This is a genomic window from Pelagicoccus mobilis (assembly GCF_016595505.1).
In the GTDB taxonomy this organism is placed as follows: domain Bacteria; phylum Verrucomicrobiota; class Verrucomicrobiia; order Opitutales; family Opitutaceae; genus Pelagicoccus; species Pelagicoccus mobilis.
Genome location: NZ_JAENIL010000049.1, coordinates 13,427 through 33,377, shown reverse-complemented (window position 1 = coordinate 33,377; position 19,951 = coordinate 13,427). Strand labels below are relative to the sequence as shown.

Here is a 19,951-nt window from a genome sequence, read left to right as displayed (position 1 = left end):
GATGAAGTATTATCAATATATCGTTAGTGCGTTTTTCTTTCTCTGTATAGTTTTACCTTTGGTACTTGTTGGAAATAATGAACGCTCTCTTATTACCAATAAAAAACTAAATAGGTTTCCTAATTTAGAAGAGAATGACACTCTGGGCCAGAGTGTTGAAAAAATAGAGGCATACTTTGACGATCAGTATGGACTAAAGGAAGTTGTTCAGAGAGAGGCAGGGCACTTTCTATACTCTATTGGGAGCTCTTCAAACAAAGTTGTAACTGTAGGGGAAGATGGGTGGCTTTTCTATACGTCTAAAAATGATGGAAACCCATTTAAAGATATCGTCAGGACAGAATATTATACCGAAGAACAAAAACAAAATTGGGCTGAACACATTAATGAAAAAGTATCCTACTTTTCAGAGATCGGGGTGGAATATTACTTTATTGTAGCTCCTAACAAAAGTTCAATATACAGGGAATTTATTCCAGATCGACTAAAGCCGAATAATAGTAAATCAAGGTGTGAGGACCTATTCGATCATTTTCGAAATAACGGCATAGAACGAGCTCTATTCCTTCTAGATTCACTAACTCATGTGAACATGCGTGAAAGTAGAAATCTATATAGTAAATTTGGAAGTCATTGGAACCACTTAGGAACCGCTTATGCACACGAAGCCATAAGCAGTGGTTTTAGACTCCCTAAGTTTGAGAGAGTTGATACCGATTCGATTGTGCAAAAAATAGAATTGAAAGATGGTGTCGCAGATATGGATTTAGCCAAATTACTAACAATGCACAAGTCGATGAACGATACTGACTTTGCTTTGGTGAGCGATGAACTGTACAAAAATAAGGTCTATTTAGATCGAAAAAAATACGGTTTAGATAATGGAAGACCCTTTTACTCCTTGGAAAGCAATTCCATTGAAGAAGGAACACTCTTGTTTGTTGGAGACTCCTTCGGTGAACATCTTGCCCCATATTTTTGTAGAAATTTCAAGACAGTCATTGTGGTCTGGTATAGACCTAACCGTAAGATGTTTTACGAACTCGTGAATGATTTTAATCCTGACTACATTATTGAACAGAGAGTGGAACGCTACATGAGTGCTGTTCCTCCTCCTCGGTTTGAATAGATAATTGCATTTTGGTTAGGCATTACTGCTCATTCACCTTTGTTATCAGCTTCATGAACAGAGCGATATGGCTGTTTGCCCAATTCTCCCAATTGAGATTTCTAATTTTAGAAATTAGGGGCTCGTTCCGTACATCATGTTGAAATACTAGCTCGCTAAGCGTTTCCTTAAGCGAATCGAGGTTTCCAGTTTCGTAAGGTATATGTGGAAATTCTGGAACGACTCCAATTCGAGGAGCGATCGATAGGGTGCCACAAGCTAGTGCCTCCATAAAGGGAACTGGCCCCCCTTCGATGGTAGCTGGAACGAGAAGATAATCGATTGATCGGTAAAAATCCTGCATTGTAGGAAGATTCCAAACTTCGACGCCCCAACTGTCATTTGTTGATACAATTTGAAGTTTTGAAAGTAGAGATTCATCCTTTATCAATTCCTTTACCAAAGACTCTCCTTTTCTTCCTCCAGGGTAAACTCTACCAACTACTCCTAAAGTTAGCTTTGGTTTGAAGCTTGAATCTGCCCCTACAGGGATCGTTGTAATTTTTGTTGGAGGAATACCTCCGTTTACCAATAGCTCTGTTGTTAGATTAGATACAGATACACAGTGGTCTACTTCTTGAGCGACTTCGAAAAACTTGTTCCCAAGTCCATCCGGATCGTAGTGGGTAAAGTTTGCTACAACTAATCCGTTTTTGGGGCGTTTTTGAAAAAAGCCGTAGTTGATATAATAGTGGACATGCGCGTCAAGCATATCTTCGTTTATAACTGAATTGGGTATATGCTTTGTAATTTCGGAAGCTTTCCGATGCATGATCCATCCCTCCTTCTCAGTTACAACTCTTAGCTTTAGTATTTTTCTGAAATCTTGATTCTCAGGCTTAACTTCGAAGTAGCAGTTTCGAATTCGTTGGAGATCATGGGGAGGGGTTAATCTCTGCTTGGTTACTCGCCTTGTTTCGTTCTCTGCGTGGAGCGCGGTTAAGTTTCCGCAATAAAGAATGCTCTTTTTAATAGTTCTTTTGAATTCAAGCGAAAAGACGATGTCTTCACCCGCTATTTCAAAATTTTCGTCGAATTTTACCTTAGCGAATTCATCCTTGCGTACCAAAATAAAAGCACCTGTAACAGCTGGTACTATTTCTACATCTTTAACCCTTGGGTCACTATAATGAACGGCATGCTTATACCGGTGGTAAGGAGTACCATCTTCACGAAAGTAAATACCTGCGTGTTGAACCGTTTCGTTTCTGTATCTAAGATTTATACTGACTAGACCGATCTTTTGGTTCTGTAATCTCTCTAGGCAGGGAAGAAGAACATTATCGTCCAGCACTACATCATCGTTTATGAACAACAAGTAATCACCTTGGGCAAACTCTGCTAGTGCATTGTTGTTTGATGCAAAGTGATAGGGGCGAATATGATGAAAGTGTATTGGAAACGGGAAGTTGGTGGCAAAATCTTCGGGAATTGCATCAGCATTCCAGCTGACATGGAGGTCAACTTCCTTCATTCCCTGACGCGCAATGGATTCGCATAGGAGCTGAAGATTCTTCTGGTTTCGTGAAATAGTAAGTAGGCTTAATGAACTCATTTTCAGTGTAAATCAACAACCTCGAGGTAAGTCTTCTGGTACTCGTGCATGAGGGACTCGAATGAAGGATGCTCCCTTGCCTGTGAAATTGACGCTTTTCGCATTTGCAGAAATTGATCTCTATTCGTGAGTAGGTAGATAATCTTGGATGAAAGATCTTCAATGTCTCCGGCTTCGTAAAAGAATCCGTTTACATTTTCGCTCACGACTTCCGGCACGCCATTTACAGGGGTGGTTACGATCGGGAGACCGAAAACAAAAGCCTCCAAGATTGAACGGGGAAGACTTTCTAGTCTCGAACAGAACACAAAAATATCCGCTGCTAGATACAGGGGTACTACTTCACGAAAAGGTAGTTCGTTTACGAGATGAACGCGCTTCTGCTTATTTAGAGGTAATTTTCTAACCTCCGAGCGTATTCTTTGCGAATATTTGTTTCTACCTATTCCAGCAACAACGAGGTGAGATCTTTCGAGAATCTCAGTTTTATGTCGTACTGCGGCGATCAGGTCCAGTTGGCCTTTTCGTTCAGTAGTTGTACCCGTTGTCAAAATTAGTTTTTCTCCGCAACCGATACCAAAGGCTTCTCGAAGAGAGAATCTATCGTGTGGAGAAGTGAGCCTAGCCATTTTCGAGTAGTCCAGGGAGTTATGGAGTGTTTTTGAATTTTTGACATTAAACGCATCACACCAATTCCTCTGACTACTTCGCGAAACAAACAGAACGGAATCGGCGATTGAGAAGGCTTGTTTTATGGACTTCTCTACTAGCTTAGGTGAACTTTCGAAGTACTCTGAAGGAGAATCACTTTCCCGTATATTCCAAATGACTGGAATACCTAATTGTTTTGCAGCATGAACTGCGTAGTGAGTCTGAAGAGTGTTAGCATGAACTATATCAATCTTGTGCTTTAGAAAAAGATTCTTTAGGGATGAAAGCCTAGAATCATAATCTTCTTGGGAAGGATCGCCTGCATCAGGGCGGTGAAACAAGATGATAGGTATTCCTTTTTCTTCGTAGTGTTTGGCTAGTACATCTCTTCCTGATGAAAAGAGTAAAGACTTGAATCTAGGATTCTCTTTAGTTGCCGTCGCAATGTCTAGAAGACTGTTTTGAGCCCCTTGTGACTTAAGGTTGTGAGTTATGTAAGCAACGGACAGTTTCTCCGCCTTGATTTGAGTAGACGATTGCGGGCACTTGTATGATCCAAGCGAATATATGTGACTTCGAATATCGCTAAGCATAAGTTACTTCTCTGCCCCAAAAATATTGCGAAAGAAATAGTAGAGATGGATCCAGACTCTATTATAGAATTTATTCCGAAGACGCTCGTAGCTCATTCCTAATTGATTAAGATCGATTCTTGTTTTCTCAAGTTTTCCAGAGAGGCTCTTATTTGTAGTTTCCAACTCCGATTTTGTTGTGATCGATTTTTCATATTTATTTCGAATCGAGATGGCTTGCTCATCGGCAATTCGAAGCTTCGTTATTAGTCTTTTTATTGTTTCTGACCTCGTGTTCGATTGTCGTTCTAGAGATCTTATACGTGTTAAACAATTTGTTTCCGACTCTTGTACTGATTCTAGATCACCTCGCAAAGATTGAGCTATTGACAAGCATTCAGCTAAAGCTGCACCCAAAGCTGTCGCCGTTTTGAATCCTGCAGTAGGGTTGCTTTTTACATCTTGTTCTAGATGAAGAATTTCTGATCGTATCGAATCGAGCAAACTTCCGACCCTTTCGTCTCGACTTGGCGATATCTCAGTAACTCTGACCCTTGAGAGTTTAGACTCAAATTTACTTAGAGAAGAATCTATCACCAATTCATCGACTCGTTTTGATAAAAGCTCTACGCGACTATGTGATTCAGCCAACTGCTTATCTTTCAAAGTTAAGCGTCTCTCAAGTTCGGCACATCTTTCCTCCAGATTTTCAACTTCCAGAGTTTTTCTGCTCAATTCCTGCAGGCAATTGGTCAGTTCAAATTTGGTCTTATCGTATTCGCGAAGTTCTTTGGACTTTTGCTCAAGCGCTATTTGCTGCTCTTTGAGTTGTCTTTCTAATCCCTCCAGCTGAATCCTAAACTGTAGTTTTTGTGCTCTTTCATTCTGCAGTGTGTTTCCCAGATCTCTGAGTGCTTCTACTTCAGAGTTTGCACGATCTAACCGCTCTTCTGACGAATCGAATCTGAGCTTAGAGGTGAGAAGATCTTGTTCGAGTTTCTCTCGTTGCTTCAGACTTTCCTGAAGTTGTTGCTTCAGGTCTTTTTCTGATTCCTTAATCGCGAGTAGCTTTGAAATTTCAGAGTTTGATTTTTTGAGCTCTGATTGAAGACTGGCTAACTCTGTCTCTGCACTCTTTTGTGCAGACCTAGTGCTTTCTAGCTCTCTCTTAGATTGTTTAGATTCATCTTCAAAACGATCAACCTGTCTGACGATCTGGTTGTATCCATCTTTCGCTTTTACAAGCTCCTGCGATAAGGTGCGTATAGATCGTGGGTTGTAAAGTGAGCGGTGAATATCAAGGACTTTCTTTGACTCGGAGCTCAATTCTATACTCTCTAAGTCAACCTCTGATTTTGTTAGAGCCCTGAAGAGATCAGTGTATCTTTTCAGTTCTGCAGTTTCCTCCTTGGCTTTGTTATGCCTTAAATCTATACGAATCAGGTCTTTGAGTTCACTATAATTGGAATCGACTTTTTGTCTGTTGTATTTTTTTATAAACTTTAATAGATTCTCTATTTCTCCCTTTGGATCTTCGAGAAGATTATTGTAGTTATAAAAATGCCGCTTGAGTTTTTTCGTGTTTTTTATAGCATCGATTGTATAACTTTCCCAAAGTGCTAGTCCTAGGTTCATTGGAATTCCGTTTCGCGACGATAGGGACTTCGCAACTTCCACAGGGTTACGGAGGGCAATAATCGCAAGAGCTGGTTCCTTGTTATCCAACCAGTAGGGAAGCGTTATAGATAGCCTCGGGTCTTTGATGTAGAAGGGGTAATTGCTCTCCATCCGCACTCGAATTGTGTTTAGGTCTTGAGCTATGTCTGGGCTAAGATTCTTTGAAGGAAGTGTGATTTGCGGAGGACAATCCCAAGTCGAATCGAATTGGCCGAGGATCTTATCGTTAACATCACGAATATCCCGCCTTTCCCAAAAACCAGAAGGATTATCATCCTTGGGAGGCATTATTTGGTCTTCTGGACCCAAATAAAATCCCATTCTTGATAGTAATCTACCTAGAACCGAAGTTCCGGAGCGGTGCATTCCGAGAACGAAAATATTCATCTTTTTTGAATTGAACTTGTAGTATTAAAATCGACGAAGGAGCTCACCGTAGCGTCCTTGATTGGGTGAACTCGAAATGTGACTGCATCGATGATTCGGTGCACAAAGTACTCTTTCTCACCTCCTATTGCTTTTACTCCTACGTTCAGAAAATAGGTGCTGTGAGCTAGGTTGGCATCGAACTCAAATTTAACTAAATATGTTTGACCCGAATCTACGCACTCTATCGCCTTTGTCCTGTGATGGCTCAGAGCCCCTCCTAGTTGTGTGCCCTGCAGGGTTTTGACAAGATAGCTGAAAAAGACGTTCGTGTGTGATTGGGTGAATGTTACATCAAATGTTACTTTGTAACGTTTCCTAGCGGTGATGTGTGTCAAACGCTTATTGCTAAGGTCAGAAAGAGCTACGTTTTCGATATAACCTCCTTCTGGATGGTATGAAATTCTACTTTCAGGTAGGAAATCGCTTGAGTAAAAATCTTCTTCTTCCTTTTTTGGTCCCTCTTCCTTGGATTTCTTTTGAGTATCTGATCGACTTAGTTCAGCTCTTATCTTCTCGACCGAGGGTTGGGTACTTCTTGATGTAAACTGTTGGTATCTATTTGTTACTTCTTTAGATGGACCTGACAATAGGAGCTCTCCTCCATGTATCCAATGTGCGTTATCACATAGTTGAACTATGTTTGCTGAGGAGTGTGAAACTAAAAGGAAAGTGATTCCCTTTTTTAATAAGTAATCTAGGCGACTATAACATTTTCGTTTGAATGTATCGTCTCCGACCGCTAAGGCTTCATCAATGATGAGAATTTCTGGCTCCAGGAAGCTTATTACCGAAAACGCTAGCCTCATTTTCATACCGCTAGAATACGTTTTCAATGGTTGGTCTATGAATTTGCCAATTTCTGCGAATGCTTCGATTTCGGGGAATAGCTCATAGGTTTTCTTCTTTGATAGGCCTAGGATTGAAGCGTACAAGAAGACGTTGTCCCGACCGGTAAACTCTGGGTTAAATCCACTTCCTAATTCGAGGAGAGCTGCAAGCTTTCCCTTGACTGTGACTGTTCCTGAGGTGGGTGGTACAGTCCCAGCAATTATTTCTAGTAATGTTGATTTTCCTGCTCCGTTCTTTCCGATGATGCCGTGGGAGCTTCCTGTTTCGATTGTTAGGTTAAGATCTTTAACAGCGTGGAAATCCGAATAGAATTTCCCCTGCATTTTTTTTAGAAGTGATTGGCCAACGTTAAGTGGGAGCGTACTAACTATCAGATCGAAAAGAGCAAATTGTGATTTTGCAGAGGGATTCTTCCACAGTTTGTATGTTTTGGTTACGTTTTTTAACTCGATAGCATTTGGCATTTTACAAGGCGTCAGAAAATGACCGTTTTAGGAATTTAAAGACACGATAACTTGCAATGAACGCGACCAATCCGATTCCATTAATTATTGCTAGTTTTGGAATGTTCACTGGTTCGTTCCAAAGAACTATTTTTCGTGCAGAATCAATTAACGGGACAATCGGATTGTATTTTAAGACACTATAGTATGGTTCTGGTATGTCTTTAGGCTGGTAGAAAATTCCACTTGCGAACATCAGTCCAAGACTAATCAAAGAGCCAACTTGAGATATATCTCGGAGGTAAACGCATATGGCGGAAAGGAAAAGTGATATTGAAGCTGAATACAATATGCAGGCACACAACACGGGTATTAACAAAAATAGCTGGGTGCTTGCGTTGTTATATTCAATAATTGAAAGAATTATCGCTATCGCTAGGCTAAATATGGAGCTTACAACCGAGGAGAGCGTAGACGATATAGGCAATACTTCTAGTGGGAACTGTACTTTTTTGACGAAATTTGGTCGTGAAATAATCACGTTTGGTGACGCAACGATGGCAGCAGCAAATATTTGGTAGATTGAGATTCCGATAAACAACCCAATCGCATAGTCGTATATCGTCTCCTGGCCATTTTTATCGAAGGTTCTTCCGAAAACAATCCCGAAAACGAAAGTGTATACTGCGAGCAAAAAGCATGGTGTGAGGATCATCCAAAGAATGCCGAAGGCAGTTCCTTGATGTTTTGCTTGAATCTCTCTTTTCGTGAAATCGACTAGAATCCCAAATTTTTGTTTTGCAGTCATTGCCCAGCAGGTTCTTCAGATAAGAACGGGTTTTCGGGATGCAACAGTGCAAATAGGGAGTCAAACCCTAAGACTTTCCAAATGGTTTCATAGAGGGATACTTAGAATCAATCCGTTTTTCGAAACTCGAAAAGGCGATTGGTGCTGGTCGAACTCCACTTTAGCACGTTCGGCCGGAAAGCGGCCTCTCATAGCCGCAAGAAACAACCCCTTGGTTTCGATTGTGATCGTTAATGAGGTGGAGTATTGGGGAACGTCCGCATCCGGGGTGTGTGGCTCGACGAATCCGTCGCTCTCGCGTTTTCGATACGTTGAGTCTACTGAACTCTGCACGGTAAAACGTTTGAGCTCAGCAAGGTGATTAAAAAGAATCAAATAGATTAAGAAGTGACTTGCTTAGGAAGAAATCGTCTATGGCACGAATTTCGATTACAACTGCTTTTCGTTTGCGAAATGGAGTTGCTGTAGGGGCTGTTCGAAATTCTCGAATCGAATCAGGATCTACTTCGATTTTCAACAGTTAGGTGACCTCGCAAGCAATAGTTCTGTCATTTCATTGATTTAGGCTGCTCAAAGTTCCTCATTGCATCTCACCTTTTTGCCCGAGAGAACATCCTCACAAACTATGAAGATTCTTGTAACGGGATGTGCCGGGTTCATCGGCTGGAAAACAAGCTCGATGCTACTCGAGCAAGGTGTAGAAGTCGTAGGCATTGACAATATCAACGATTATTATGATCGAAGACTTAAAATCTGGAGGCTTTCACAGCTAAGAGACAACAACTCATTCGAATTCGTTGAGGGAGATATCGAAAACCGCGGCCTGCTTGGCTATCTCTTTGTAAATCATACTTTTGACGCTGTTATCAACTTAGCTGCCCGTGCGGGGGTACGATACAGTATGGTTAACCCGCACATTTACCTTAACTCTAACGCCGACGGAACACTCAATCTCTTAGAGTGCATGCGTAAGCATAGAATAAAGAAACTTGTACTGGCCTCCACCTCTTCACTGTACGCAGGCCAGGACATGCCCTTCGTTGAGACTCTTCCTGTCAATCAACCTATTTCTCCATATGCAGCATCCAAAAAGGCCGCCGAAACGATGGCCTACACCTACCACTATCTATATGGATTTGATGTTTCTATTGTTCGTTACTTCACAGTCTACGGACCTGCTGGACGTCCTGACATGAGCCCTCTTCGCTTCATAAAATGGATCGACCAAGGAACTCCCATAACTCTTTACGGTGACGGATCGCAGTCTAGAGATTTTACCTACATCGACGATATTGCTACGGGAACAATAGCTGCCCTCAAACCATTAGGCTACGAAATCATAAATCTCGGCGGAGGTAAAAATCCAATCTCTATCAACAGGATGATTTCCGGCATCGAGAAGATACTCGACAAAAAAGCGATCATTGACGAGCAGCCCTTCAACAAGTCGGATATGCTCCATACCTGGGCCGATATCACGAAAGCAAACAAACTCTTAGATTGGCGCCCCCAGACGACTTTCGAGGAAGGTTTCCTCGAGACCGTAGAATGGTACAAAAACAATAAGAGCTGGTTAGACGAAATCGAACTCTAGGTCATGAAGGATAAATACGCATCGAGGCGTTATGCGGCACTAAGCCGATCCTAGATGACCTCGTCTGATGGGGTGTGTCTACCTCAGCCCAGCCTTCCTCATGCGGTTGTTTGTTGGTTTGAGAAAGATGATAGCTTCGCTGGAAGCTCGCACAGGTGCACTTCGTCGAAAGTAAAGAGGATTTCAAGTGACTGAACTGTGATTAGGCTTCTGTTGCATTCGGATTGCATCTCATAGGGATGCGTTGCTAGAGCAACAGCGAGTGTCGTTACGAACATTGATAAATTGAGTTTGGAGTTAGTTGACAATTGCCATGGTCACGCTTGAAGGGAAGAGTGCATCTCACAGGCGTCAAAAACAGCCCTCTCGTTTCGATCGTTGTCGTCGACTACAATGGTCACCGTTTCTGGCCGAAGTTGTTGTGCTCCCTGGAAAATCAGGTTTTTAGAGATTTTGAACTTATCGTTGTAGATAATTCAGGTCGATTGGATCCAGAGTTAGTGTCGGGAGGCCTTTGTTCGAGGATAATCAAGAGCCCTGGCAATGTCGGATTTGCCGAGGGGAGTAATCTTGGATTCAAGACTGCCAAAGGAGAATACGTTTGCTTGCTGAACAACGATACTGAGCTTGAGGATCAGTGGTTAGGTGCGTTGTTCGATTGCATTGTGAGCTCACGAGATATAGGGGCGGTTTGTTCGAAAGTTGTTTACAAACAACGTTTTGCGAGGGTTGAAATTGAAAGCGATACGTTTCGCCCGATTGGAGACTCAAGGAGATTGGGGGTTCGAATAGAGTTTGATGGCCTCGGTTGCTTCCCATTTGAAGGAGTTGAAAAAAATGGTCTCTACTCTACCGAAAAGGATGGTGTTCACGCATGGGCGTGGACAAACGGAAAGGCTACTCTATGGCTCCCTTGCGAAGGGGACCGCACAGTACAGTTTTCATTGTCTTCGGCGACGGAATTACACGGATCGTCTGTTCGATTGCTGTGGGATTGTGGTGAGCAAAGTTTTGTTATAGAAAATGAAGCTACCGTCGTCTCCTTGGAGATCCCCGACGATCAGCAGTTCGACATCGTGAATAACGCAGGTAGCTATCTGGATGAGGCTTGGCGAGTAAAAGAGAGAGGTTTGTTCAAGAAGGATTGCCCTGAGTTGTGCCAGCCTATCGAGCTTGAGGTTGCTAGTGGATGCTCTATTTTGATCAGGCGATCTGCTCTGTTAGACGTTCCTTTCGATGCTGAGTTTTTTGCCTACTTCGAAGATACTGATTTGTCGTTAAACTTGAAGAGAGGCGGCTGGCGTCTTCTATACGAGCCAAGAAGTCTCGTGCGCCACTACGGAGCTGCCACGTCCGGAGTTCAATCACCTTTTCAGGTCTTTCATTCAACCCGAAACAGGTTTTGGGTGATAGCTAAGCATGCTCCCTGGAATGTTGTCTGGAAAACGCTTTCCAGAGAGTTGTGGGAGTTGGACCGGTACGAGGGATGGATGAATGAGGAGTATTCTCTGTCGCGTTTGAAGTGGGAAACGTGGAGCGGGTTTCTCAAACGGATCTGGCGACGCCTTTGCGACAGCGATTAGCTGCTTCTTTGATTCTGTGAATCCAATTTTTGGCTTCTTGGGGGAGTGTGAAACGCTCGAGCGCGTTTGTCTCACCTCGGTATCCCTCAGCCTCTGAATGGAGTTTCAAGAGAGTTCCTGCTAACTCGGATTTATCTGCTGTTTCGAGATTTAGAGACTCTGGTGAAGCTACTTGAGTCAAACATTGACTATTGCTAAGTGCCGTTGGCTTTTGGAAGTGCATGGCTTCTAGGATGGGGATACCGAAGCCTTCGTAGAGGGAGGGGAAGACCAGAGAGTGGCAGAGTTCCCAGAGGGCTTTGTAGGTGGGCATGTCTTGGTGGCCGATCTGGTGGATCTTGTGGGTGAGGCCTAGTTCTTCGATTTGCTTAGCTCGGGCTTGGCCGAGGTCGTTCATGTCGCCGGTGAGTACGAGGTGGAGGGCGTCTTCTCCTGCTTCTTTTTCGTAGAGGGCGTAGGCTTCGATGAGACGCTTGTGGTTTTTGTGGGGCCAGTAGTTGGCGGGGTAGAGGAAGTATTTGTGGGGGATGTGGGCGATCTCGAGGGGGAGTTGGCCCATTTCGACGCGATTGAAGCGGCCGTGGACGGGGACTCCGATGACGAAGATCTTGTCGGGGTCAGCTCCGAATTCGTCGATGAGCTGCTGTTTGCAGTACTCGGAGTTGGTTTGCACGAGCGTCGCTTTCTCGAGTTCCTCGGCGTACCACTTGTCGCGGAAGGCGACTTCCTCGGGCGGCAAGGACTCGGGGTAGACTCGGTGAAGAACGTCCACGATGAGGCTGACTTGGGGTACGTCCGGTGTGTAGAGCTGTGAGAAGCCGAAACCGGCGTAGAGGACGTCGATACCCAAGAGGGAGAGTAGATTTTCAGGTGGCTCTGGCCAATAGTGGAGGGGGGGCAGGTTTTTCTCGAAGTCTCGCGGTTCGAAGGCGGCACGTGAGCCGAGTATGTGGATTTGATGGTTCCCGCCGAGTGTTAGGAAATCGAGTTCTGGCACGATTTCTTCCAGGCAGAAGATGTGCAGTTGCAGTTGGTCGGAGAAGTGTTCGGCGAAGCAGCGGAGAAACTCGTAGTGATGTACCTTAATTCCTCCATTGGCTCCGCCTGCGGTGAGGCGTGCGATGTCGTACGCTACTTTGAGGGGACGGGAGGCTTGTTGGTTCATCGAAACCTTTGCTGCCATCGGTTTAGGGAAATGCGAGCAATTTACCGCCGGGACTTGTGAACTGGGTTTCTGGTTGACTGGCGTTTTCTGCCTTGTGCGTGTTGCGGGCGGCGGCTTTTGTAATCGCTTCCGGCCAAGGAGCTAAGAGATGAAGGACAAACGGACAGTTGATATGAGAGTGATGAGCGAGTGGGTGAAGCCTGGCTCGCGGGTGCTCGATCTGGGCTGTGGCCGTGGTGTTCTGCTTGAGTACTTGAAGAACAAGCTTGGCGTTCAGGCGGTGGGCGTGGATTTGGATCCGGCTAAGGCGAGCTCCTGCGTGAAGCGGGGGCTTAGCGTCTACATGGGAGACATGATGGAGTTTATGAACTCCTTTCCGGACAAGCATTTCGATTACGTGATCTGTTCGCGCACCTTGCAGGAGCTGAATGCTCCGGCTGCGGTGATCGAGGAGGCGCTGCGCGTTTCGCGTCATATGCTGGTCGGATTCGTGAATTTTGGCTATTGGCGAAACCGTCTGAGTATGGCGTTCAATGGCAGGATTATCCGTAACGAGGTTTATCCGACGCCTTGGTCGACGTCGCGGCCGTCAAATCCGCTTTCTGTGCACCAATTCGAGATTTTCTGTCGCAAGCACGGGATAGTGGTGGAGCGGCAGCTTTGTCTGGGAGGCAATTGGTCCTCGGAGCGACGAACTTTGCGAAACGTGATGAGCGGGTACGCGCTTTTCAATTTGTCCGCGGGAAAGTAAGTTGTGGCGATCGATTTGCGTGTCGAAGCGTTTTCGTTAGGTTAAAAAATGGCGAAAACGAGCCGTGGAGTCGCTCTGTTTTGACTTCGGGCTTAGCTACTACCCCTAACTACCAACCACTGCCATGTTCAGTTCCCAGATGACCCCTTTCTTGGACCTAGCGACGGACGATATCCCTGCGGGTTCGCGCGAGGAGATCCTTCGCGAGTTTGATCCTAAGCTCGAATCGGTGAACAGCGATTTCGAGTTTGATCTGATGCTTTGGTCCCTTGCCCAACGTCTCCACGTGGATACGGAGGAGTTGCTTCGCCAGGTCGGAGCCCGTTGGTTCCGAAATTCCCTGTTCGCTGGAAATCTGGCGGTTGCGGGTAAGAGCGAACCGCCGCTCAAGACCTTGCAAGGGCTCGTCTCCAAAGTGGATACGGTAAAAAACGTTCCTTTGCCCGGACTGGACGATTTTTCGATCGAGTCGACCACTCTTTCCTCAGGTCGTTTGCAGGTCGCTTGCGTCGGGCCTCGGCGTTGCTGCTCGTTTCTGGAGGGAGTCGCGCGGGCTGCGTGCCAAGAGCTTGGGGTGTCGGTTCGCTACCTGAGGCAACCGAAACGGGCGACTTACGTGGTGATCACGTTTAGCTGTTTCGAGTAGGGGTTGTTTGGGTGGTCCTTCGGGATGGCGGCCGCCACTGTTTACGCGAGGAAGGCTCGGGTGAGATCGAAGAGCTCCTGGGAGTCGACTAGGAATGAGTCGTGCCCAAGATCGAGGTCGACCTGAAGATAGGAGGCTTCCTTGCCTTGCCGGAGTAGGGCCAGAGCGATTTCCCGGTTTTGGGCGGGAGGGAAGAGCCAGTCGGAGGTGAAACCGACCACCAGCGCGCGGCAGTTCATCTTGGCAACGGCTTGGTCGAGGCTGCCGTAGGCGCCGGCTAGATCGAAATAGCCGAGGGCCCGGGTGAAGTAGAGGTAGGTGTTCGCGTCGAAGCGATTGGTGAAGCTCTCCCCTTGGTAGCGCAGGTAGCTCTCGACCTCGAATTCGATGTCGAAGCTGTACTTGCTGTCCTTGCCGGCTTGGCGGCGGCGACCGAATTTCCGGTCCATGCTGGTGTCGGAAAGATAGGTGATATGGGCCATCATGCGGGCGATGGCGAGGCCGACATTGGGACCTGCGTCAGGCTCGTAGTTGCCTTCGTGCCACTCGGGATCCTGCATGATCGCCTGGCGCCCCACCTCGTCGAAAGCGATGGCTTGGGAGTTTTGGCGCCAGGTCGTCGCCATGGGTAGGATGCGTTCCACGAAGTCCGGATACTCGATGGCCCATTGCAGCACTTGCATGCCGCCCATGGAGCCGCCTACGACGGCGTGCAGCTTTTTGATGTGGAGGCTGTCGAGCAGAAGCTTCTGGCTTCGTACCATGTCGCTGATGGTGACGAAGGGGAAGGTGAGATTGTAGGGGGCGCTTGTTTGCGGGTTGATGGAGGTCGGGCCTGTGGAGCCTTGGCAGCCGCCGATGCAATTGGAGCAAATGACGAAGAAACGCTTGGTGTCGATGGGCTTGCCGGGGCCGATCATGTTGTTCCACCAGCCGGGCTTGCGATCACGCAGGCTGTGGATGCCTGCGGCATGGTGGTCGCCGGTGAGAGCGTGGGCGATGAGGATGGCGTTGGTACCGTCGGCGTTTAGTCGCCCGTAGGTTTCGTAGCGTAGGGTAAATTCAGGGATGCTCTGTCCGCTCGCGAAAGTGAAGGCGTTCGGGTAATGGAAGTCGAGTGGCTCGACGAGTCCTACCTCGCCTGCCTCGTCCAGCCCATGATCCTCTTCGCTTGCGTTCATGCAGGGAGTTTTTGCGGGGGCTGGCGCGGCTGTCGAGCGCGAAGCGGCAGTAAACTGCTGGTAGGGCGAAGCTTTCGAGTGGAGGGGCGGCTGCGATTAGCATTTTTTCCAGCTCGCGCTATACTGAGGCGAAGTTTCTGAATCCAGAATTCCTCTCCCTGCGAATTCACTACCAAGGCAGAGCGAATAGCCCTGCCTCGTGCTGTGTGAACCAATGAGAACCTTCCTTTCCATAATCTGCATTTTGTCGCTCGTTTGTTCGAGCGTGGCGAAGCCCCGCAAGGACAAGCCGTACATTACGCTGCGTCCTGCGGAGACCTTGCATATCGAGGTGATGGACCAGCTTTACATGAGCGGGTTTGGCGAGGACGACCGTTTTCGCCGGATTGAGGAAGTGATCGAGGAAGTGATTGAAGAGGTCGACTTTCCGATGCCTTACAAGATCGAGCGTTTCGGGGCACAGCGTACTCCGCCGAACCAGCCGCGTCTGGACGTCACCATCATGAAGTGGGGCGATAACGGGTTGAGTGAAATCGAGGTACGTTTCAGCGCGTTGCTCAGACGGAACCATGACAAGAATCGCATGGGAGTGTTTTTCGCTCGCGACGCGGCTCCGATGGGCAGTTACAACCGTACGCGGCGAGCGCACGACGAAGTCATGGAAAAAGCGGTCAAAGACATGGTGAAAGAGCTCAAAACACGACTTTCGGCGAAGGTTCTCGAAGAGGTGGAGATGGATTTGAGCGAAATCGATGACATTTCAGGAGACGAATAGGGAAGACGCGACTCGGAGGGTGCACGAGCATACGCGAACAATGGATGACGCTAGTATCGAGGCTGAATTGATACGCCGTATCGCCAAGGGCGAACGAGCGGCGTTCGACGATCTGTACGCTCGCTACTCGCGCCCTTTGTTTTCCTATATCCTTAAATTTCTCGGCGACCATGGCCAGGCGGAGGAGGTGCTGCAGGATGCGTTCGTCAAGATCTGGCGCTCCGCTCCTCGTTACGACCGGGCTTTGTCGCGCCCGTTCAGCTGGTGCGTGCTGATCACCAAGCGAATTTGCATCGACAAGATCCGAGCCCGCAAGCCGGTGACCGTTTCCGAAGATCCTGTCGCTTTGCGCCCAGTGGAAGACCAGAAACTGGCAGAACGTGACCCGTCCGAGCTGGTAGAGGTGGACGATGAGCTGAGCATTCTCAGCGAAATGGTGGAGCGCCTGCCAGAGTCCCAACGGGTGACGCTCCGCCTCGTCATGCGTACTGGGCTCACCCAGCAAGAAATTTCCGACAAGCTCAATATGCCGCTCGGCACGGTGAAGACCGCTATGCGCCGTGGCATGCAACGACTCAAAGCCATGATGGCATCCAGCCATGAATAACGAACTCTTAGAAGAAAAGGCCCAGCTCTACGCCTTGGGCATCCTGCCTGAATCGGAGAAGGAAGAATTTGAAAACCGGATTCGCGAGGATCGCGCGACGCAAGCGCTCGTGCACGAGTACCAGCAATTGACCGAGTTCGACGCCTCTGGCGATGAACGTAATCCCTCGTTTCAGGTCTACGCTGGGATCATGGATGAGATTGATGACTCACGTTCCTCTGTTTCTGAAGCGCCTGAGCGTAAGGCAGCTTCGCCGCTCGTTTCGTTTTTTGCCTGGGGCGGCTGGGCGGCTGCGGCTTGCGTGGCTGCGGTGTTTGGAGCTGGATTGCTGGGGCCCGGAAACTCGCCCGAGGGCGAATCGGATATCGTGGTGAACAATCTAGCGAGCCCTCGTATCGTGGCCGTACAGACGCCGTCGGACGAGTTCACGGTCGAGGACCGGATGCTGGAACTTGCTGGCTTAGCGGAGGCTTATTGGTTTTCCAGGGAGGGGATCCCTAGCGGGCAGTTGCTAGATTCGAGCGACACGGAGGTGGCTCAGCTATCGGGCGGGTTCACTATTTTTGACCGCCAATACAACATCGGCTTTATCGCGGTCGAGAATCTCCCACGCGAGGCTCCTGAAAAGACTTACCATGTTTGGGCTAAGACCAAGGGCTTGGATGCTCCAATCCGGGCGGGGACCTTGCCGATCGGCGACCAGTCGCGTGGTCTGTTTTTCTTCGACCTGACCCATATGCCGGAAGGTACGAGCAACGATTCGCTGAGTTTCTTCGTGACCGAGGAGGAGAGTGCTGCGCCGCAGCGGCCAAGCCCGATCGTGGTCTTGAGCGACGTCTAGAAGCAGGCGCCTTTACACTTTGGTTACATTTTAACATTGCCGCCCTAGGGGCGGCTTTTTTTGCTCTTGGGCGTTCCGAAACCCTCGAACCTCCAAGTTGTTAGGCAAATGAAACGCTTTATCCCTCCCTCCCTATTGCTAATGCTTCCTGCCCTCGCTCATGCTGAGGATGGAGCTTCTTCCCTGGATTCGGGCGATACCGCCTGGATGATCGTGGCTACGGCTTTGGTCCTCTTTATGACATTGCCCGGACTCGCGCTTTTCTACGGTGGCTTGGTTCGAGCCAAGAACGTGCTTTCGATCCTGATGCAATGTTTTGCGATCTGCGCGATCATGTCTATCCTTTGGGTGCTCTTTGGATACAGCTTGGCGGTCACGGGCGAGAATCCGTTTATTGGAGACCTTAGCTTGGCCTTTCTGAATCATCTGACGGTCGACTCGATGAGCGGCACGATACCGGAAACCGTGTTTATCACGTTCCAGATGACCTTCGCGATCATCACTCCGGCCCTGATTATTGGCGCGTTCGCGGAGCGTATTAAGTTCTCGGCGGTGGTCATCTTTTCGATTCTCTGGTTCGTACTCTCGTACATCCCAGTGTGGCACATGGCTTGGTCGGAGCACGGTTTCTTCCATAACTGGAGCGTGATGGACTTCGCGGGTGGCACCGTGGTACACATCAATGCGGCGATGGCCGGTCTGGTAGGCTGTATGATGGTAGGCAAGCGCAAGGGCGCTTTCGAAGAGCCTATCAAGCCGCACAGCCTTCCACTCACCGTGGTCGGCGCGTCAATGCTTTGGGTTGGATGGTTCGGCTTCAACGCGGGTAGCGCCGTGGCGGCAGACGGCACAGCTGGTATGGCGATGCTTGTCACCCAAATCGCCTGCGCGACCTGTGCGGTGACTTGGATGCTGATCGAGTGGTTCGTTCACGGTAAGGCATCGGTACTCGGTATCGCTACTGGCGCGGTTGCAGGTTTGGTTGCGATCACCCCAGCCTCCGGAAACGCAGGTCCGATGGGTGCGATCATCATCGGTGTCGCTTCCGCGATCTGCTGTTACCTGGTAGCGGTTAAGCTAAAGTTCGTTTTCAAGATTGACGACTCGCTCGACGTTTTTGGCGTACATGGCATTGGTGGTATTGTCGGAGCCGTGCTGACTGGTGTTGTCGCTTCCGAATCGCTTGGCGGTACGGGTTATGGCGAAGGCGTTACCATGGGCGCTCAGGTGTGGGGCCAAATCGTGAGCGTGCTGATCACAATCGCCTGGAGTGGTGTGGTTTCCTTCATCCTCTTTTTCATCATCAACAAGGCGATTGGCTTGCGGGCTGAATCCGACGACGAGCTCCGCGGTCTCGATCTCAGCGACCACGACGAACAAGGTTACGATATCTAACCCGCTTTCGTTCAGAACAAATTTCCCACAACCCGGGCGCGATTGGCGTGCCCGGGTTTTTATTGTCCTCATACGCCCCTTCCATACGAGATGCTCGCATTCGTTGGTGGCTCGGTTGCGCAGTTTCATGTCGAACATTCGACATGAAACTGCGCAGAGGAGATCGGTTGAGATGCGGGTTGATGGGGAGGGGGCTTGAAATGGTGGAGGGTTTGCCTAAGGTCCGCTGGCAATGATTACCCGCCGCTTTCTCTGTCTGCAATTTGCCATTGCGAGCCTGCTTTTGAGTGGGTGCTCGGTTAAGAAGATGGCCATGAACCAACTGGGGGACGCCCTCTCCGGTGGGGGCGATGTTTTTTCCTCGGATGAAGACCCGGAACTGGTGGGCGACGCGCTGCCGTTTAGCTTGAAGTTGATGGAGAGCGTATTGGCGGAAACGCCTGATCATGAGGGCTTGCTGATCTCGCTCGCCAGTGGCTTTGCTCAATACTCCTACGGTTGGGTGCAGCTGGAGGCGGATGAGGTGGAGGACGACGACTACGAGCGGTCCGAAGAGATGCGAGGGCGGGCTGTGAAGCTTTATCAGCGGGCTAACCGTTACGGAATGCAAGCGCTTGAAGCCAAGTATCCGGGCTTTGGGTACGATTTTCGGGAGGACGCGGAATCCGCTTTGGCTGATTTGAGAGCCGAGGATGTGGAGGCCTTGTATTGGACGGCCCTTTCGTGGGCAGGGGCGATTTCCTTGTCTTTGGACAACATGGATTTGGTGAGCGACCTGGCTTATGTGGAGGCGATGATGATGCGTTGCCTCGAGCTTGATCCGGAATGGGATATGGGATCGATCCAGAGTTTCTTCATTACTTACGAGATGAGTCGGATGAACGGCGAGGGCGACCCGGTGGAGAACGCGACGCGCTACTACCGTCGAGCTCTGGAACTATCCGAAGGAAAGTTGGCTTCGGTGTATGTGGCTTACGCGGAGGCGGTTGCGGTCGAGCAAGGCGACAAGGCGCTTTTCATAGATCTGCTGAACAAGGCGATCGAGATCGATGTAGATGCAAATCCGTCGCTTCGCCTGAACAACTTGCTCTACCAGCGGCGGGCCAAGTGGCTACTGACGCGTTTGGATTGGTATTTTTTGTAGGCGGCGTTGCGACGCTTTAGATTTTCCCCGACGGAGGGTGGAAAATTTCTTTTGCGTTCTAATGAAACGATTCCGCGAATCGCTTGTATAAAAGGTTGAAGCTTGTGCCCGCTTTGT

Annotated in this window: 17 protein-coding genes; 10 read left to right on the top strand and 7 right to left on the bottom strand. The window is 48.4% G+C overall.

All coding sequences use genetic code 11. The features are described from left to right. Position 1: 1 nt before the first annotated feature. Positions 2-1,129: an alginate O-acetyltransferase AlgX-related protein gene (locus tag JIN87_RS21635; RefSeq protein ID WP_200357713.1), complete on the top strand. Its 1,128-nt coding sequence runs from the start codon at positions 2-4 to the stop codon at positions 1,127-1,129. Positions 1,130-1,151: 22 nt separating this feature from the next. Here the strand turns inward: JIN87_RS21635 and JIN87_RS21630 are convergent, their stop codons facing one another. The 5 genes from JIN87_RS21630 to JIN87_RS21610 form a co-directional block, all read right to left on the bottom strand. After that, positions 1,152-2,642 (bottom strand): glycosyltransferase, encoded by a 1,491-nt coding sequence (locus tag JIN87_RS21630; protein ID WP_200357712.1) that lies wholly within the window; start codon positions 2,640-2,642, stop codon positions 1,152-1,154. A gap of 83 nt (positions 2,643-2,725) precedes the next feature. After that, positions 2,726-3,967: a glycosyltransferase family 4 protein gene (locus JIN87_RS21625; RefSeq protein ID WP_200357711.1), complete on the bottom strand. Its 1,242-nt coding sequence runs from the start codon at positions 3,965-3,967 to the stop codon at positions 2,726-2,728. Between the two features lie 3 nt (positions 3,968-3,970). Next, entirely contained in the window at positions 3,971-6,010 is a 2,040-nt protein-coding gene (locus JIN87_RS21620; protein WP_200357710.1) for a hypothetical protein, read from the bottom strand. Beyond that, positions 6,007-7,365, bottom strand: a complete 1,359-nt coding sequence (locus JIN87_RS21615; RefSeq protein ID WP_200357709.1) for an ABC transporter ATP-binding protein — start codon at positions 7,363-7,365, stop codon at positions 6,007-6,009. Before JIN87_RS21615 ends, JIN87_RS21620 begins: the two co-directional genes overlap by 4 nt. 1 nt (position 7,366) lies before the next feature. Next, positions 7,367-8,152, bottom strand: coding sequence for an ABC transporter permease (locus JIN87_RS21610; RefSeq protein WP_200357708.1), 786 nt, complete (start codon positions 8,150-8,152; stop codon positions 7,367-7,369). Between the two features lie 625 nt (positions 8,153-8,777). Between JIN87_RS21610 and JIN87_RS21605 the strand changes: the two genes are divergently transcribed. After that, complete coding sequence (locus JIN87_RS21605; RefSeq protein ID WP_200357707.1) at positions 8,778-9,746, top strand: GDP-mannose 4,6-dehydratase; 969 nt, start codon at positions 8,778-8,780, stop codon at positions 9,744-9,746. A gap of 335 nt (positions 9,747-10,081) precedes the next feature. Continuing rightward, positions 10,082-11,329 carry a glycosyltransferase gene (locus JIN87_RS29090; RefSeq protein ID WP_200357706.1) on the top strand — a complete coding sequence of 416 codons (1,248 nt, stop codon included), beginning with the start codon at positions 10,082-10,084 and terminating at the stop codon, positions 11,327-11,329. Here JIN87_RS29090 and JIN87_RS21595 read toward each other — a convergent pair. Continuing rightward, a complete protein-coding gene (locus JIN87_RS21595; protein WP_200357705.1) occupies positions 11,292-12,512 on the bottom strand; it encodes a glycosyltransferase family 4 protein in 1,221 nt (406 codons plus the stop codon). The genes JIN87_RS29090 and JIN87_RS21595 overlap by 38 nt on opposite strands. A gap of 130 nt (positions 12,513-12,642) precedes the next feature. Between JIN87_RS21595 and JIN87_RS21590 the strand changes: the two genes are divergently transcribed. Continuing rightward, positions 12,643-13,245, top strand: a complete 603-nt coding sequence (locus JIN87_RS21590; protein ID WP_200357704.1) for a methionine biosynthesis protein MetW — start codon at positions 12,643-12,645, stop codon at positions 13,243-13,245. A 124-nt stretch (positions 13,246-13,369) separates the two neighbouring features. Beyond that, positions 13,370-13,891, top strand: a complete 522-nt coding sequence (locus JIN87_RS21585) for a hypothetical protein (RefSeq protein ID WP_200357703.1) — start codon at positions 13,370-13,372, stop codon at positions 13,889-13,891. 41 nt (positions 13,892-13,932) lie between these two features. On the opposite strand, the gene metX is transcribed toward JIN87_RS21585, so the two are convergent. Next, positions 13,933-15,072 (bottom strand): homoserine O-acetyltransferase MetX, encoded by a 1,140-nt coding sequence (gene metX / locus JIN87_RS21580; protein ID WP_200357702.1) that lies wholly within the window; start codon positions 15,070-15,072, stop codon positions 13,933-13,935. Between the two features lie 214 nt (positions 15,073-15,286). On the opposite strand from metX, the gene JIN87_RS21575 reads away from it, so the two are divergent. The 5 genes from JIN87_RS21575 (at position 15,287) to JIN87_RS21555 (ending at position 19,834) form a co-directional block, all read left to right on the top strand. Further along, positions 15,287-15,847, top strand: a complete 561-nt coding sequence (locus JIN87_RS21575; protein ID WP_200357701.1) for a hypothetical protein — start codon at positions 15,287-15,289, stop codon at positions 15,845-15,847. A gap of 40 nt (positions 15,848-15,887) precedes the next feature. Continuing rightward, on the top strand, positions 15,888-16,454 hold the full coding sequence (locus JIN87_RS21570; protein ID WP_200357700.1) for an RNA polymerase sigma factor: 567 nt from the start codon (positions 15,888-15,890) through the stop codon (positions 16,452-16,454). Next, positions 16,447-17,295: an anti-sigma factor domain-containing protein gene (locus JIN87_RS21565; protein WP_200357699.1), complete on the top strand. Its 849-nt coding sequence runs from the start codon at positions 16,447-16,449 to the stop codon at positions 17,293-17,295. The genes JIN87_RS21570 and JIN87_RS21565 overlap by 8 nt, the downstream gene beginning before the upstream one ends. Positions 17,296-17,436: 141 nt before the next feature. Continuing rightward, positions 17,437-18,690, top strand: a complete 1,254-nt coding sequence (locus JIN87_RS21560; protein ID WP_378924254.1) for an ammonium transporter — start codon at positions 17,437-17,439, stop codon at positions 18,688-18,690. Between the two features lie 232 nt (positions 18,691-18,922). Next, positions 18,923-19,834, top strand: a complete 912-nt coding sequence (locus JIN87_RS21555) for a TRAP transporter TatT component family protein (protein WP_200357698.1) — start codon at positions 18,923-18,925, stop codon at positions 19,832-19,834. Positions 19,835-19,951 lie beyond the last annotated feature (117 nt).